This is a genomic window from Devosia naphthalenivorans (assembly GCF_003056355.1).
Taxonomy (GTDB): Bacteria; Pseudomonadota; Alphaproteobacteria; order Rhizobiales; family Devosiaceae; genus Devosia; species Devosia naphthalenivorans.
Genome location: NZ_PYVW01000021.1, coordinates 1 through 14,935 on the forward strand (window position 1 = coordinate 1; position 14,935 = coordinate 14,935).

11 protein-coding genes are annotated in these 14,935 nt (G+C 60.7%); 9 read left to right on the forward strand and 2 right to left on the reverse strand.

What is annotated here, in order from left to right:
* Nucleotides 1–524: 524 nt before the first annotated feature.
* Nucleotides 525–1,244, reverse strand: coding sequence for a hypothetical protein (locus tag C8264_RS19630; protein WP_108462684.1), 720 nt, complete (start codon nucleotides 1,242–1,244; stop codon nucleotides 525–527).
* Nucleotides 1,245–1,410: 166 nt separating this feature from the next.
* On the opposite strand from C8264_RS19630, the gene C8264_RS19635 reads away from it, so the two are divergent.
* The 9 genes from C8264_RS19635 (at nucleotide 1,411) to C8264_RS19685 (ending at nucleotide 13,915) form a co-directional block, all read left to right on the forward strand.
* Entirely contained in the window at nucleotides 1,411–2,277 is an 867-nt protein-coding gene (locus C8264_RS19635; protein WP_245893406.1) for a LysR family transcriptional regulator, read from the forward strand.
* Between the two features lie 662 nt (nucleotides 2,278–2,939).
* On the forward strand, nucleotides 2,940–4,865 hold the full coding sequence (locus C8264_RS19645; protein ID WP_108462686.1) for a methyl-accepting chemotaxis protein: 1,926 nt from the start codon (nucleotides 2,940–2,942) through the stop codon (nucleotides 4,863–4,865).
* A gap of 17 nt (nucleotides 4,866–4,882) precedes the next feature.
* Nucleotides 4,883–6,283: a chemotaxis protein CheW gene (locus C8264_RS19650; RefSeq protein WP_162783788.1), complete on the forward strand. Its 1,401-nt coding sequence runs from the start codon at nucleotides 4,883–4,885 to the stop codon at nucleotides 6,281–6,283.
* The gene (gene cheB / locus C8264_RS19655) at nucleotides 6,280–7,344 is read left to right on the forward strand and encodes a chemotaxis-specific protein-glutamate methyltransferase CheB (protein ID WP_108462688.1); all 1,065 of its coding nucleotides are present in this window, start codon (nucleotides 6,280–6,282) and stop codon (nucleotides 7,342–7,344) included. Before C8264_RS19650 ends, cheB begins: the two co-directional genes overlap by 4 nt.
* Nucleotides 7,341–8,213, forward strand: a complete 873-nt coding sequence (locus C8264_RS19660; RefSeq protein ID WP_108462689.1) for a CheR family methyltransferase — start codon at nucleotides 7,341–7,343, stop codon at nucleotides 8,211–8,213. Before cheB ends, C8264_RS19660 begins: the two co-directional genes overlap by 4 nt.
* Complete coding sequence (locus tag C8264_RS19665) at nucleotides 8,213–10,150, forward strand: chemotaxis protein CheA (protein ID WP_108462690.1); 1,938 nt, start codon at nucleotides 8,213–8,215, stop codon at nucleotides 10,148–10,150. Before C8264_RS19660 ends, C8264_RS19665 begins: the two co-directional genes overlap by 1 nt.
* Nucleotides 10,151–10,479: 329 nt before the next feature.
* Nucleotides 10,480–10,860 carry a response regulator transcription factor gene (locus C8264_RS19675; protein ID WP_108462692.1) on the forward strand — a complete coding sequence of 127 codons (381 nt, stop codon included), beginning with the start codon at nucleotides 10,480–10,482 and terminating at the stop codon, nucleotides 10,858–10,860.
* Complete coding sequence (locus tag C8264_RS19680) at nucleotides 10,857–11,510, forward strand: chemotaxis protein CheC (protein WP_108462693.1); 654 nt, start codon at nucleotides 10,857–10,859, stop codon at nucleotides 11,508–11,510. Before C8264_RS19675 ends, C8264_RS19680 begins: the two co-directional genes overlap by 4 nt.
* Before the next feature lie 35 nt (nucleotides 11,511–11,545).
* Complete coding sequence (locus C8264_RS19685) at nucleotides 11,546–13,915, forward strand: hybrid sensor histidine kinase/response regulator (protein WP_245893407.1); 2,370 nt, start codon at nucleotides 11,546–11,548, stop codon at nucleotides 13,913–13,915.
* Nucleotides 13,916–14,205: 290 nt separating this feature from the next.
* Here the strand turns inward: C8264_RS19685 and C8264_RS23015 are convergent, their stop codons facing one another.
* Nucleotides 14,206–14,856, reverse strand: coding sequence for a histidine phosphatase family protein (locus C8264_RS23015; protein ID WP_108462695.1), 651 nt, complete (start codon nucleotides 14,854–14,856; stop codon nucleotides 14,206–14,208).
* Nucleotides 14,857–14,935 lie beyond the last annotated feature (79 nt).

Sequence of the window (14,935 nt, forward strand, 5' to 3'; positions counted from 1 at the left end):
TGCGACCGGCACTTGACCAGGCCAAATCCGAAAACCCCATAGCGCAGCGTGTGCGGACCGCGGGTTCCTGCATGGGTGGCTTTGCGACGCCAAGCGGCATCCCAAACCCTTCACCTTTCCGGCCGTTCGACTGCCGCTTGCGGCGTCCCGAAAGCCGACATTGCTCACGGCGTAGCCAAGCGCAAGCCGATTACTTCGGCGTATATGTTCGAATCCCACCCGGTCCGCCACTTTGGTAAAAACCGGGAACGCCGATTCCCGCCGACTTTCCTCCTTTGGTGGCTACCGGCGTCCTCAATAGGGTGTTTTTTGCTGCCCTCGATGTAGATCGCGTCGTCCGCGATCTCGGCGTGTTGGGCGAAGGCGCGGACATGTTCCCGCCGATAGCCGCCCTTTCCAAGCCGGAGGCGAGTGCGAGCTTCGCTTGCCAGTTCCGGCACGGCCGCTTTGGCGTGAATCTAAATTCAAACAGCAAAGCGCCCGATGGATTGCACCGGGCACTTCTTTCTCAAGTCACCTCGAGATTACTTGGTAGCGAGGATTTCGAAATTGTGGACGTTTGCCACCACACCGTCGTCCCATCCACCTGAGATCAATTCTGAAGCCTTTTCATTCAGGAGTCCGGCGACTTGTCCGGCAAAGTGCGCTTCGCGGCCAGAGTTGTCGGCAAAGATGTCGAAGATGGCGAAGTTGTTCCCGTCAATCTGCAGCGCCGCCCAGAACAATGTCTTGGGTTCAGTTTCTGCGACGATGGGGCCGGCGGCGGTCAGCAAGGCTGCCAATTCGGGGCCTTTACCTGGAGCAGCTTCGAGCTTGATGTAAGTTGCGGTCGTTGCCGTGTAGAGATCAACCGGCGCCTTTACCGACAGGACATCGGAGTTGTTGATATTCGCGACAACACCGTCGTCCCATCCTCCGTCGACCAGCGCGTCGGCGTTTTGCTTCAAAGCCGCAGCAACCGCTCCTGAGAAGTGAGCGTCGCGTGCTTCTTCATCTGCGAAGATGTCAAAGATTGCGAGCATATCGTCGGCTTGCAGAGCAAACCAAAGTACAGTTCCCGTCTCTGTTTCCCGCACGATAGGTGCGGCACCTGCCAGAAACTCCGCGAAGGCTCCGGTCTGGCCTTCGGCGGCGGGCATGGCGATGTAGCTGGCAGTATGATTTTCCATTGCGTTGTCCTGTGCAGTTGCAGAAGTTGTGAACAGAGCCAGTGCGGCGAATGTCTGAAGGATTTGCGCTTTCATGGTCGTCTCCTGATTTGAAGTGCATCGTGTTTGGTTTCGATGCACTCTTGTCCCATGCTGGGTGCGCCGGGCTCCAATTCCGAAATTCTATTCTTTGATAGACGTGGACTATCGAACTTGTTTTGATGGCCTGAAATGAGATGTGACGGAGAATGTGGCGATGGAAATGAACCAGATCAGGTATTTTCTTGCCGTCTGCGAGCACCGAAACTTCACCCACGCAGCCAGTGCCTCCAATGTCTCCCAACCTTCCTTGACGACTGCGATCAAGAAACTTGAAGACGAGCTTGGAGGTGACCTGTTTGTCAGGGACCGTGCGGGATGCAGGCCTACGTCCCTCGGTAAACTCATGCAGCCAAGGTTGCAGAAGGTTCACGATGAGACGCGACAGGCTAAGGCAGAGGCGGTCCGTCATATGCGCTTGGAGCGGGTTCCAATCTCTGTCGGTGTCGGCGAAACGATTGGCCACAACAGGATTTCGGCAGCTATGGAGCGTACTCGTACGCGATTGCCGCAAGCCGAAATCGAATTGATCGTTGCGTCAACCTCCGAGCTTCTTGCCGGGTTACGAGATGGTGAATTTGACGTTGTAGTCACCGCAGAGAAGGTCAGTGAAGACCTCTATCGTATAGACCATCTCTATGAAGAGGACTACAAGGTCGTGGTGTCAAAGTCGCATCCGTTGTCTGAACTAAATGCGATCTCTCTTTCGGCTCTTGCTAAAACTGACATGCTTGACCGCCTAAATTGCGAAATGCGGGATGTTTTGCATGGGGCCTGCGCGGATCATGGTCAGGAACTCTACGCGGCCTATCGGTCAAATCGCGTGGATTGGTTAGTTGAACTTGCTCGGCAAGGGTCAGGTGCGGTGATCCTGCCAGCCACCGCTATTCCTTCGGACATGGGCCTGGTGTCGAAACCCATCGATGGCCTTGAAATATCAAGAACTGTTTTGGCCCTTCGATATCGGCACCAAACGACGAGACCAGAGACAAATGATCTGATCCGTGAGATGACGCGCACGCTGGCGTAGTGAGGTCGGTAATCGACATTCGCCCATCGTGCAGCATTCGTCACTTTGGGCTCAGACCAGACTTTCGCGGCATCACGCTCGAACGTCCGTTCTACTTTTCTTCGAGATCTCGCCCGCAATCCGCCACTTAGCGCTGGAGAAATTGCGCCAGATTGCGGTGAAGGTCACAGCGAACCACACCCATTGTGTGCGGTGATAGTCGTCGGTGACGAGGCCGTACTCTTCAAGAAGCCACAGCGCCGCGTGAGGCGACCTTCGGCGCGGGTAACAGTGGGTGGGTTCTTTTCAATCTTGAAGAGCCGCTTGATTTCCCTGATGACCTCTTCAGCAGACGGCCCCGACTTTGCCGTCGGGTGGAAGTGAATGAACGGCAGGTTTCGGGCGCCGAACGCGGCGCTCCGAACGGCGACAATAGGTCGCTTGCAGACCGGCAGCTTTGGTCCTTCGATGAGCCAAAGCGGTGGCTCCTATATTAGTATCTGGGGTTCTTAGCGATAACGAATAGTTTTACGTGGTCGGCGCATCTCGGGCACCGTATCTTTCTTCTTCAAGCCCGTGAGCCATCAATATATTTGAGCCATCCGAGCTAGACGCTGTATGCCGCCGGCTTGCGGGATGGTATCTGGTCTGGCTGAGATCTTTGTAACCGGGCGGAACAGCGCATGGCACTTGTTAAAACAACCGCTCTCGCCAAGCGCGTGGCTGGTGATACGGCGGTATCGCGAACTATAGTGACCCCGAAGGCGTCGAGGCCGCCAGCCAAGCCACGCATGCCGGTGTCCCGCGAACAGGCCGCGGAGCGGGTTGCTGCGGCGACTATGCAACTGGCCAGCGGTATCGCTGAATCCGCGGCGGCGGCTGAAGAACTTCGGCGGACTCTCGAGCAGATCGCCAGCGGGGCCGAGGAAGCGGCCGGCGCGGCCCACGAGTCGCTGGCGACGGTTGGGGAACTGTCGCGCCAGTTTGCCAGCGCCCGAACCGATGCAGAGGCCTCACGCCGTCAGGCCGAAGTCCTGCAGGCGGCGGTGGTTGAATCCGCTGCCACCATTGAGGGCTCATTGCTGGCTATCGAAAGCAATGCTTCCCGCCAACTGGCCGCCGTCGACCTCATCAACCGGCTGCAGAGCCAGGCCGGCAGCATCGGCGAGACGACCCTGGTCGTCGCCGATGTATCGGACCAGACCAATCTTCTCGCCCTCAATGCAGCGATCGAAGCGGCGCGAGCGGGCGACAAAGGCGCTGGATTTGCCGTGGTGGCCGACGAGGTGCGCGCGCTGGCCGAAAGCGCCGAACGCAGCGCCCGCGATGTCAAGCAACTGGCCCAGTCGATCGGCGATGGCGTGGCCGAAGTGGCCGCGCGCATAGCTGCCACTGCCCAGTCGGCACGGGCTCAGACCGATGTCGGCCAGGCGATTTCGGCCGACCTCGCGACGATCCGCACCGATCTCCTCGCCCTGCTCGACGGCAGCACCGTCATCCTGACTGCCGCGGTTGAGGCCGATCTCGCTGCGCGGGAGGCCCAGAAGGGCGCCGAAAATGTCGCCGCTGCCGCCGAAGAACAGGCCGCTGCGGCAGCAGAAGCCCAGCGCGCCGTGCAGCAGCAGAGCGCGGCCCTCGAGCAAAGCCAGCAGGCGGCCCAGAGCCTGTCGCAGATCGCCGAAGGTCTCAGCGATAGCCGCGACACCGCGAGCGGACCCGCCGCCATGGGAGCGGCGGCCGAGGAACTGTCGGCGACGGTGCAGGAACTGTCGAGCGCAGCCGCCGAGATCCTGATTGCCGTGGATCAGATCAGCCGTGGCGCCGAGGAACAAGCGGCGGCCACCCAAGAATCCAACGCAGCCATGGCAGAGATCGAAACCAGCGCCGGTCTCAGTGCCCAGAATGCACAGGATGCCCTGCAACGGGTTCAGGCGATTGCCGAACGGCTGGCGCGCAACCGGACCAGTGTCGTCGGCATCGGCGGCGACCTTGAGAATGGCCTGACCGATACGCGCTCCGCTATCGAGACATTGTCCTCGCTCGACGAGGTGGCGCGTCGCATCGAGCGCGCTGTGGATCGCATCATTCTGGTTGGCGTGCAGACCAGCATGCTCGCTGTCAGCGGCTCCGTCGAGGCAGCCCGGGCCGGCAGCGAAGGACGAGGCTTTGCCATTGTTTCCAGCGACATCCGCAAGCTGGCCGACAATGCATCCGATACGATAGAAGGCGCCAAGGAAGGCGTGCGATCGATCCAGAGCACGATTGGCTCCGCGAGGCGCGATCTCGAACTGACCGTTCAGACCGCTGAAGCTGAGCTGGCCCGCAACAAGTTGATCGTCGAACGGCTCGATCAGGTGCAGCGCGATTGCGAGACGATCAGCACTGGCAATGCCGCTATTTTGACCAGTGCCGATGCCGTGGTGCTTGCGGTGCGCGAAATCCTGGCCGGCACCGAGCAGATTGCGACCGTGGCGCAGGAAGCGGGCGCTGCCGCGGGACAGGCGGCGTCGACGGCCCGCGAACAGTCGAGCGCCGCTGAAGATCTGGCAGCCTCAATCGAAGAGATTGCGCTGCTGTCGGAAGAGCTTCAGGCGACGGGCGGAGCGTGAGCACCGAGGCGCCAGCCATGTCCAGCGCGCAGCGCCAGTTGACGGTCGTTGTCAGTGGGCAGAGTTATCTCCTGTCCGGCGAAAACGTGATCGAGGTATTGCGCCGCCCGCGCGTGACGCGCGTGCCCCATGGCCCGCCGGCACTCCTGGGCGTCAGCAATCTGCGCGGCGCGGTGTTGCCGATCGTGTCCCTTGCGGGGCTTATGGGCAGTGAGCCTGGCAGCGAAGAGCGGGTCGTTGTGCTCAATCACGCCGGAGCCGTGGGCCTGCTGGTCGACGCAGTGCTGCGCCTTGACCTTGGCGACAAGGGATCGGCCAACCAGCAGATTGATATCGTAGGTTTGCTCGAGGCCGGGTTCAAGCGCCAGGCAACGCGGACTGTTGGCGGACGGGTTCCTGGGACTGCCTTGCCGGCCCAGGCCAAAATGGAGATCGCTCAGCGCGTACTTTTGTCCTTCCTGGTAGGCGAGCAAACCTTTGCCCTGCCGCTCGATGCGGTTATCGAAGTGCTTCGTCTGCCGGAGCTGTCTCGCGTTGCCGGGGCCGATGTGGCGGTGCTTGGCATGGCGAATGTGCGCGACCGCGCGCTGCCGATCATATCGCTGGCTGGCCTTCTGGGGTTTGCTGCCCAAGGGAACGATATCGGGGATAGCCGTGTTCTCGTCGTTGATCATGCTGGCGCTCAGATCGGGTTGGTTGCGGATGCAATCGAAGCGATCCTGCGCCTGGATGAAACCGCCATCGACACGGTGCCCCCAATCCTGCAGCGCGGAAGCGGACAAGCCGAACTCGATGCCATTGGTCGACCAAGCGGCGGTCGGCCCCTGGTGTCGATCCTTTCAGTGCCGCGGCTTTTTGCCAATGCGGCGGTGGAGGCGACGGTCGCTGCGACCGGTAACGAGGCGGCAAGCATGCTCGAGCAAGATATCACCCAGATGCAGGAACAGTTCGTGGTATTCGACCTGGGCGAAGAGCGGTACGGCTTGCCCATCGCCGCTGTACAAGAAGTGCTTCGGCTGCCTGAGAACGTGACCCGCCTGCCCAACGGCCCGCGCTTTGTCAGTGGCATTATCAATCTGCGCGGGAGGCCGGTGCCCGTCATCGACCAGCGGCAACGTTTCGATGCGCCCTCGGCTCCCGCCTCCATACAGCCCCGCGTCATCATCGTGACGGTCGGGGAATTGCAGGCCGGCTTCGTAGTCGATGCCGTATCGGAAATCCTTTCGGTTGCCACCGACCGACTTGCCGTGACGCCGTCGCTTTCCAGCGAGCGTTCGGCCGTATTCAATCGCGTTGCCAATGTGGGCGCGGATGGCCGGCTCATCCTGCTGATAGATCCGGAAGAATTGCTCAGCCGAGCCGAGCAGGACGTCATCGCTGAGATTGCGGCCCGGCAAGACCCGGTTGGTACAGCGTGATCCGCATCCTTATCGCCGAAGATTCGGCGCTCATGCGCAGGCTCCTGAGCGGCATTTTCACGGCGGCCGGAGATTTCGAGATCTCGGTGGCAAAGAACGGTCTGGATGCGTTGCAGCAGATCGCCAGTTTCCGCCCCGATGTGGTGACGCTCGACATCAATATGCCCAAGCTGGATGGCCTGGCCTGTCTGGACCGGATCATGCTGGAGCATCCGGTTCCAGTGGTGATGGTCTCGGCCCTGACCGAGGATGGCGCCGACGAAACGCTGACGGCGCTCGAAATAGGTGCGGTGGACTTCATCGCCAAGCCAGAAGGAGTTGTGTCTCTGCATATGGCTGCACTGGCCGATGAACTGGTGTCCAAGGTCAGAGCCGCTGCCGCGGTACAATTGCCGCGGGCACGGCGACTTGCCGAACGGATGCGATTACGCCGACTAGACGACACACCCTTCCCAATTGCCGCCAAGGCAGTTCCGGGGAAAGCAGGAGGTTTGGGGCTTGTCGTGGTTGGCACTTCGACAGGTGGTCCGCCGGCCCTTGATATCCTGCTCTCAAAACTGCCCGCAGACCTGCGCTGGCCCATCGTTATCGCCCAGCACATGCCGCAGGCTTTCACTGGCCCACTGGCGCGCCGGCTGGACAAGTTGTCGCTACTCTCAATCAGCGAAGTCACCGGACTGACACCGCTACTGGCCGGCGGCGTATACATCGCGCGCGGCGGTACCGACATGGTCATCGGCCTGCGAGGGGGCCAACTGATCGCCAATGCCGCACCGATGCGGGACGATTATCCCTGGCATCCCAGTGTCGATCGCTTGGTGCGCACCGCCATGGAGCATGTACCGCCGGCGCAATTGCTGGGCATCCTGCTGACCGGCATGGGCTCGGACGGGGCCGCCGCCATGGCCGAACTTCGCACAGCAGGCGGTCATACCATCGCCGAAGCCAAGGACACTGCCGTGGTTTGGGGCATGCCAGGCGAACTGGTCAGCCTTGGTGGGGCGGTGGACACATTGCCGGTTGACGAGATTCCACGAAGGCTGGCGGAGTTGCTCGCATGACCCGCCGTAGCGCCGAACTACTGGCCCGGGCGCGGGCGCTGTCGCCCCTCTCCGTCATCGACCTTACCACGCTGTGCGATTTCCTCTACGCCCGCACCGGCATGCAGTTCGGCGAATCCAAGCGCTACTATATCGATCGCCGAGTCGCCGACCGCATGGCTCAAAAGCACATGACGGACTTTGTCGACTACTATGCCCTGTTGCGGGCCGAGCCCGGCGAAGCGGAGCAGTTGATCAACAGCTTCACCGTCAACGAGACCTATTTCTATCGCGAGGAACACCAGCTAGCTTGCCTAAGCCAGTCCATCCTACCTGAAATCATCCGATCCAAAGGGCCTGGCGACAAGATACGCATCTGGTCCGTACCCTGCTCAAGCGGGGAGGAGCCCTATTCGATTGCCATCTGGCTGCTGGAAAACTGGGCTCTGGTCGATGCATACAATGTCGAAATCGTTGGCTCGGACATCGATACCGCTATTGTCGCTGAGGCCCTCGACGCCATATACGGCCGCCGCGCCGTCATGCGCCTGCCGCCCGGACTGGTCGAGCGCTATTTTTCGCCCGCCGCAGACGGCCGCGTCCGCCTGATCGAAGACCTGCGGGAATCGGTCACCTTTACGCCGTGCAACATCACCGACGCCGCATCAGTGGCACGGCAGGGGCGTTTCGACGTCATTTTCTGCCGCAACCTGCTGATCTATTTCGACGGCGCGGCGCGGGTGCGCTGCATGCAGAACCTGTTCAACAGCCTCGTGCCCGGCGGCTACATGTGTCTGGGGCACTCTGAATCAATGTCACGCATTTCCGAGCGGTTCGTCACGCGCCGCTTCTCCGAAGCCATCGTCTATCAGCGGCCGGAACAGCCCTGATGGACGAGCTGATGGCCCAGTTCATCGTCGAGGCGCGCGACCTGGTGCAGGGGGCCATCGATGATCTTTTAGCTCTCGAAACTGAGTCGCTCGATGTGGCGCGGCTCGATAGCGCCTTTCGGGCCGTCCATACACTGAAGGGCTCGACTGGTCTTTTCGACCTGCCCGCCCTGCACTCGGCCCTGCACAAAGCCGAGGACAATCTGGGCCATGTGCGAGCCGGAACGGCCAGCCTCGACGCGCCGCAAATCGACGCACTCATCGCTGTTCTCGAATGGATTGACCAATGCGTGGACGATCTGGAAGGTGGGGGTGTCGTCAGCCTGCAGCGACTGGAGCGGGCAGGACCGCTTGAGGCGGCGCTTGGCGTAGATATTGAAACCGTCGCCGATGGTTTGCCGCCCGGTGGCGCGGGTTCGATCGCCTGGGCCTTGGCCTTGGCGGCCCGCATTGGCGGCACAGCCACTGTCGCCTTGCGTTACCATCCGCATACTGAATGCTTTTTCAGCGGCGATGACCCCATTGCGCTGCTCTCCCGCATGCCCGGCCTCATCCATCTGTCCGTCGAACCGCGGGCCCCATGGCCAACACCGGACCTGTTCGATCCTTTCCGCTCCAACCTGGCTTTCGAGGCGCTCAGCGCGGCGCCGCTGGGTGATGTGGAGGCAATCTTCCGGCTGGTGCCCGATCAGGTGGAAATTGTGCCGCTCGGCGCTGCTGCCGTCTCGCCGCCGGCCAAACCGGTTGCGGACGACACCAAAACCGTGGCCATGCGTGGCCTGCGCGTGGATCCAGCGCGCATCGATGCGCTACTCGATCTCGTAGGTGAGCTGATGACTACCAAGAACGGCTTGGCGGGGCTGGCGGCAGCGACGAGTGTGCTGCCCGGGGGGGCGGAGATATCCCGCAGCATAGCCGTCGCGCAAAAAGATCTCGACCGCCTGACCGGCGCACTTTACGGCGGCGTGTTGCAGACGCGAATGATACCGGTGGGACAGGCCTTTCGCAGACTGCCGCGGATGGTCCGCGACCTGTCGCGCCGCCTGGGCAAGCCGACGGATCTGGTGATCGAGGGCGACACTATCGAAGCCGACAAGTCAATCGTCGATGAATTGTTCGAACCGCTGCTGCATCTGATGCGCAACGGGATGGACCATGGCATCGAGAGCGCCGCGGAACGCTTTGAAGCCGGCAAGCCGGCAACGGCAAAACTGGCCCTCCAGGTGGCCAGAGAAGGCGACCACATCATCGTCAGCCTGTCCGATGATGGCCGGGGTATCAATCCGGAACACATTCGTGCCGCTGCCATTGCCAAAGGCCTCGTGAGCGGGGACCGTGCCGCAGCGCTCGATGATCGCGAGGTGCTCGATCTGCTCTTCGCAGCCGGATTTTCTACCGCCGCAAACGTCAGCGACCTATCCGGCCGCGGCGTCGGCCTTGACGCCGTGCGAACCGAAGTCGCCCGACTGGGCGGCACCGTCAGTATCAGCAGCCGTCCAGGGTTGGGGACCACTACGGCCTTACGCCTGCCCGTCGGCTTTGCGATGACGCAATTGCTGATCGTATCGGTGGGCGCCGAGCGCTATGGCCTGCCGATGCAGGCGGTGGTGGAAACCGTGCGCGTCAGCCACCATTCAGTGACGCCAATTCGCGACAATCGCGCCTTTGTGCTGCGCGACGGCACCATACCACTGCTGTTGCTGGGCGATCTGCTGGGCCTGCCCAATACGGGGCCCTCGGGCGAGATGACGGTCCTGATTTTGGCGATCGCCGAACAGCGTGTCGGCATTATTGTGGACGCTATTGCCGAGAGGATCGAGACTATTACCCGGCCATTGGGCGGTTTGCTAACGGGGATGCCCGGCATCGCGGGGACGACGGTCTTGGGAAACGGGCAGGTGTTGTTGGTGCTCGATATGGCGGAGTTGATCGGATGAGCGTGGTTCTTGACGGCAAAGCAATCGCTATTACCGGGAATTGTGGGGTGGAGGAGGCGGAAGCCCTCATGTCCCTGTTGCAGGGCAACCCGGACGCCTCTGTCGACGTTAGCGCAGCGGGGTCGGTCCATACGGCGCTCTGGCAAGTCCTGATGGCACTATCCCCACGCGTGGTCGGCCACCCTCTAGATCCCTTCATATGCCAGTGGATCATGCCACTCATGCGGGACGTCCACGACCGCAACATGGCGACTTAACTTGCCGCGGACCCGGTGTCCGCATACAGATGACAAATAGATCCGTGGGATCGCAATGACGGAGTTTTCTCGATGGTGACGGTCCTGCTCGTGGACGATAGCAAGCTGGCGCGCATCGTCGCCGGCAAAACCATCGCCGCTTTACAGCCGGACTGGCATCGGGTAGAGGCGGGTAACGCGGATGAAGCGCTGGAAGCGGTGAAGGCCCAGCCCATCGACCTTGCCGTGCTCGATTTCAACATGCCGGGAAAGGATGGTCTCGCGCTCGCCGCGGAACTTCGGGATGCTTATCCGCAAATGCCGATCGCTATCATCACGGCAAATGTGCAGAACGAGATCGTCGCCCGTGCCCGCGAGCTCAATGCGACCTTTGTCGCTAAGCCGGTGACCGAAGACACCATGAAGGGCTTTTTGAGTGGCGCGGCTCTGCGTCTCCGTCAGGCCAACGTATGACGCGCATCGACGTGACTCTTGACGAGCTCGAGCGCGATGCGTTGACTGAGCTGGTCAATATTGGTGTCAGTCGCGCTGCCGCGAGCCTGCGCAAGATGGTGGGCAAGCAGGTTCTGCTGTCCGTGCCGTCCGTCGAGGTTGTCACCCAAAATGCCGCAGCAGCCCTCATCGGGCAACGCGAGAGCGACGATCTTGTCGCTATAAAGCAAGAATTCGGCGGTGCTTTTTCGGGCAAGGCCCTACTGATTTTTCCCGAAGAGAACAGCCTCGAACTGGTTCGCGCCATCGTCGGTGATGAAGTGGATGCTGCCGAGGTTGCCTCGCTCAAGGACGAGGCTCTGGCCGAGACTGGCAATGTGATCCTCAACGGGTGTCTGGGCACCATTGCCAATATGCTCAACCAGTCGCTGCATATGTCCTTGCCCAAGGTGCTCTATGGGGACGGGAAGGTACTGTTCGATATCGGGGTAGAGCCTGATACCGATGGACTGGTGCTGTTTCTCTACATCAATTTTTCAGTGCGTGATCGCAACATCCGCGGCTATATAGCCATGATCATGGATCTTCCTTCGCTTGGCATGCTGAAACAGCTGCTGGGCGACTTTATCAGCCGCGTCACCGCTGACAGTAATTGGGCAGTGGGTGCCTGATCAGCCTGCCTCAAACTATGAAAGCCGCGCTCTAAGTGCCGACTGACCGAGACATGGACGAAACCGGCTCCTCCCGATCCGAGCTTATTGAACTGCAACAACAGATTAAGGAAGCCAGGCAGCGGCTCGACTTGACGCTGGAGGCGGCGGGTGCTGCGGGGAGTTGGGACTGGGACATTGCCAGGCAGCGTCTGACTGCTGATGCGCGCTTTGCCGGACTGACGGGTCAGGACCCGGTGGCGCTTGCCAATGGTGTACCGACCAGCCAGTTCTTTGCCGGCATCCATCCCGAAGACGTACGCCGCATTCGCATTGCGGTTGCCGGTATTCTGGCCGGCGCAGAGGTCTTCTCCAAAGACTATCGGCTGCTTAAGGATGATGGCGGGGTCCGCTGGATTCATGCCGAGGGTCGCACAGTGCTCGATGAACTGGACCAGCCGGTTCGCTTCCACGGTACCCTGGTCGACGTCACCGACCGCAAGCGTACTGAAGAGCAACTTCGCGTTGCCCAGACGGCAGGGCAAGTGGGCACGTTTGAGCATACCGACGGCTTTGGCACAGTTGCCGTGTCGCGGCAGTTTTGCCGGCTGCTCGGCTTGCATCCGACAAACGTCCTGCCGGTCAGAACCATCAATCTGCTGGTTCACGCCGAGGATCGTCCCATTATCGATCCTAAACTGCCGGCCGAGCCGCAGCCCGAGCAAAATATAGAATTTCGCATAACCCGTGCCGATGACGGGGAAACCCGTTGGCTGGCGCGGCGCGGCGAGTATCTGGCGGACATTGACGCCGGCGGACTGCGCTATATCGGCGTCATCTATGACATTACCGGATCCAAGCGCATCGAAGAGCGGTTGCGACTGGCCAATGAGACGCTTTCGGAAAGCGTGCGCGAACGGACGCGCGAGCGAAATCAAGTCTGGCAGAATTCGCGGGACCTGCTGGCGGTCGTTGGCGTCGATGGAATCATTCGCGACGCCAACCCGGCCTGGGACGCCATTCTTGGTTACGAACAGACAAAGCTGATTGGCCGGCCATTCTTCGACATCGCAGCCGAGCAGGAAATTGACGCGGCCCGCCGCCTTATCGGTTTCGACCCTGATCGCCCACCGACAGCGACCGATCTCGGTCTGACTGCGGCGGATGGCTCCCTCCACTGGTTTTCCTGGGACGCGGCAGCCGAAGGGGACGTGATCTATCTCTACGGCCACAACATTACTGCCGAGCGAAAGCAGGCCGAAATTCTGCGTGAAACTGAAGCCTTGTTGCGCCAGTCCCAGAAGATGGAGGCCGTTGGCCAACTGACCGGTGGCATTGCGCACGACTTTAACAACATGCTGACGGGCGTTATCGGCTCGCTCGACGTGATGAAGCGCCGCATAGCCAATCAGCGCTATGACGATCTTGACCGCTTCATGGATGCTGCCATTACCTCGGCACAGCGCGCGGCCTCGCTGATCCATCGCCTGCTGGCGTTTTCGCGGCGACAGTCGCTTGATCGCAAGGCAACCGACGTGGTTCCGTTGATCGAATCCATGCGCGACCTGTTGACCCGCACGCTTGGTGAGCAGATCACGCTGGAAACCGTTCTGCCGAGCGACAGCTGGCAGGCGATCACCGATGCCAATCAGCTCGAAAGCGCTGTCCTTAATCTCGCGATCAATGCCCGCGATGCCATGCCTGAAGGCGGGCTACTGACTATTGAATTGTCCAATGTCAGCCTGACCGAGCGCGATATCCGCCGCACCGATGGGGGGACGGCGGGGGACTATGTGAAAATTTCGGTGATCGATACCGGCGAGGGCATGACGCCCGAAGTCAGAGACAAGGCTTTCGACCCGTTCTTCACCACAAAGCCGATCGGACAGGGCACTGGACTCGGACTATCTATGATCTATGGGTTTGCGCGCCAGTCCGGTGGGCACGTGGACCTTGCCAGCTTGCCTGACAGGGGCACGACGGTTTCGCTTTACCTGCCGCGCAATGATCAGGCCAGTGTCTCGGCCCAGGTGACTAGTGTCGCGCCCACACCCATGGGCAGCGGGGAGACAGTACTTATTGTCGAAGACGACGTCCCAGTCCGCCTCCTCGTTGTCGACGTGCTGCAGGAGCTGGGCTATGTCGCGATAGAGGCGGGCGATAGCAGAGACGCACTGCCCATTCTGCAATCGGGCGAGCGTATCGACCTGTTGATTTCCGATGTTGGTCTGCCCGGCATAAACGGACGTCAACTGGCGGAAATCGCCCGGCAAACGCGGCCTCACCTGCGCGTACTTTTCATTACAGGTTATGCCGCGATGGCAGCGTCCCGTTCCGACTTCCTGGAACCGGGTATGGACATGATCACAAAGCCCTTCGCGATGGATGATTTGGCCACTAAAATCCGCGGGATGCTGTCTGGCTGACGCCGCATAGTTACTGTCCGCAGATCGACAGAGCCCGTCCAGTTTCCGGATCAGTTTTAAGCAAGTTGTATTGGCAGTCCAATGGCACACAGAGATTTCCGCGTGATGCCCGCTTTTGACGTCGGCAAGAGCTCGCTAACCGGCCGATGAGGGGACATGAAGCGGTTGCTTATCTCCGCAAAGGGTCGGTTGCCGACCAGAGATCCGCTACTCGGTACGTTGGTGCTCGTCCTGGCGGACATAGGTTTGAACGTCAAGCGGCCAATCTAGGGGGAAGATTCGTTATGTCATCAGCTTAGCAAAGTGAGCCGCCCTCCCGCCAAGCGGGCAAGTCCGCTGTCTGGCAATGCTAGCCGCAGCGTCCTCTCTTGGGGCAGCCCGAGATAGATACCTATGAGCACACGTGCTGCCACCCCGTGCGTTACCACGACAGTAGGACCGGAAACTGTTCTGAGCCAGTCGCCAAGCCGGGCGTTCACCGCCTCAAAGCTCTCTCCGTCAGGCGTCCTGAGGAACCAGTCGAATGCTTCAGATCCGTCCAGCAGGCCAGGGTACTCCATAGCGATCTCGTATGCCGTCATCCCATCCCAGGAGCCGAACTTCATCTCAGTGAGGCGATAATCAGCGGTCCATTTGGTCCGGGGCAAGGTCGTCTGCAGACGGGATGCCCTGGACTGCGCCCGCCCCAGTGGACTGACCTGACATTGGACGCCTTCTGCTCCTTCAAGTTCGCGAAGTAGTAACTGGCCCATGCGGTCCACCTGCTGAAGGCCATATTCAGTCAGTGGGGAGTCCTGACCGCCTTGAAGCCTTCCAAGGGTGTTCCAGACCGTCGGCCATGCCGCAGTACGTAAATGGGGTCCCTGTTGGTAATCTCGATAACCCCCTGTTGCGCCGCAACCGCGAGCGGACGGGCGACGGATTCTAGATCCGACCTCGATTTAATCTCCTGACGATCATGAACAACACGACCTAACGTGAGCCCGATCGCTCGGCATCATGGGGCCTATGAGACCGACA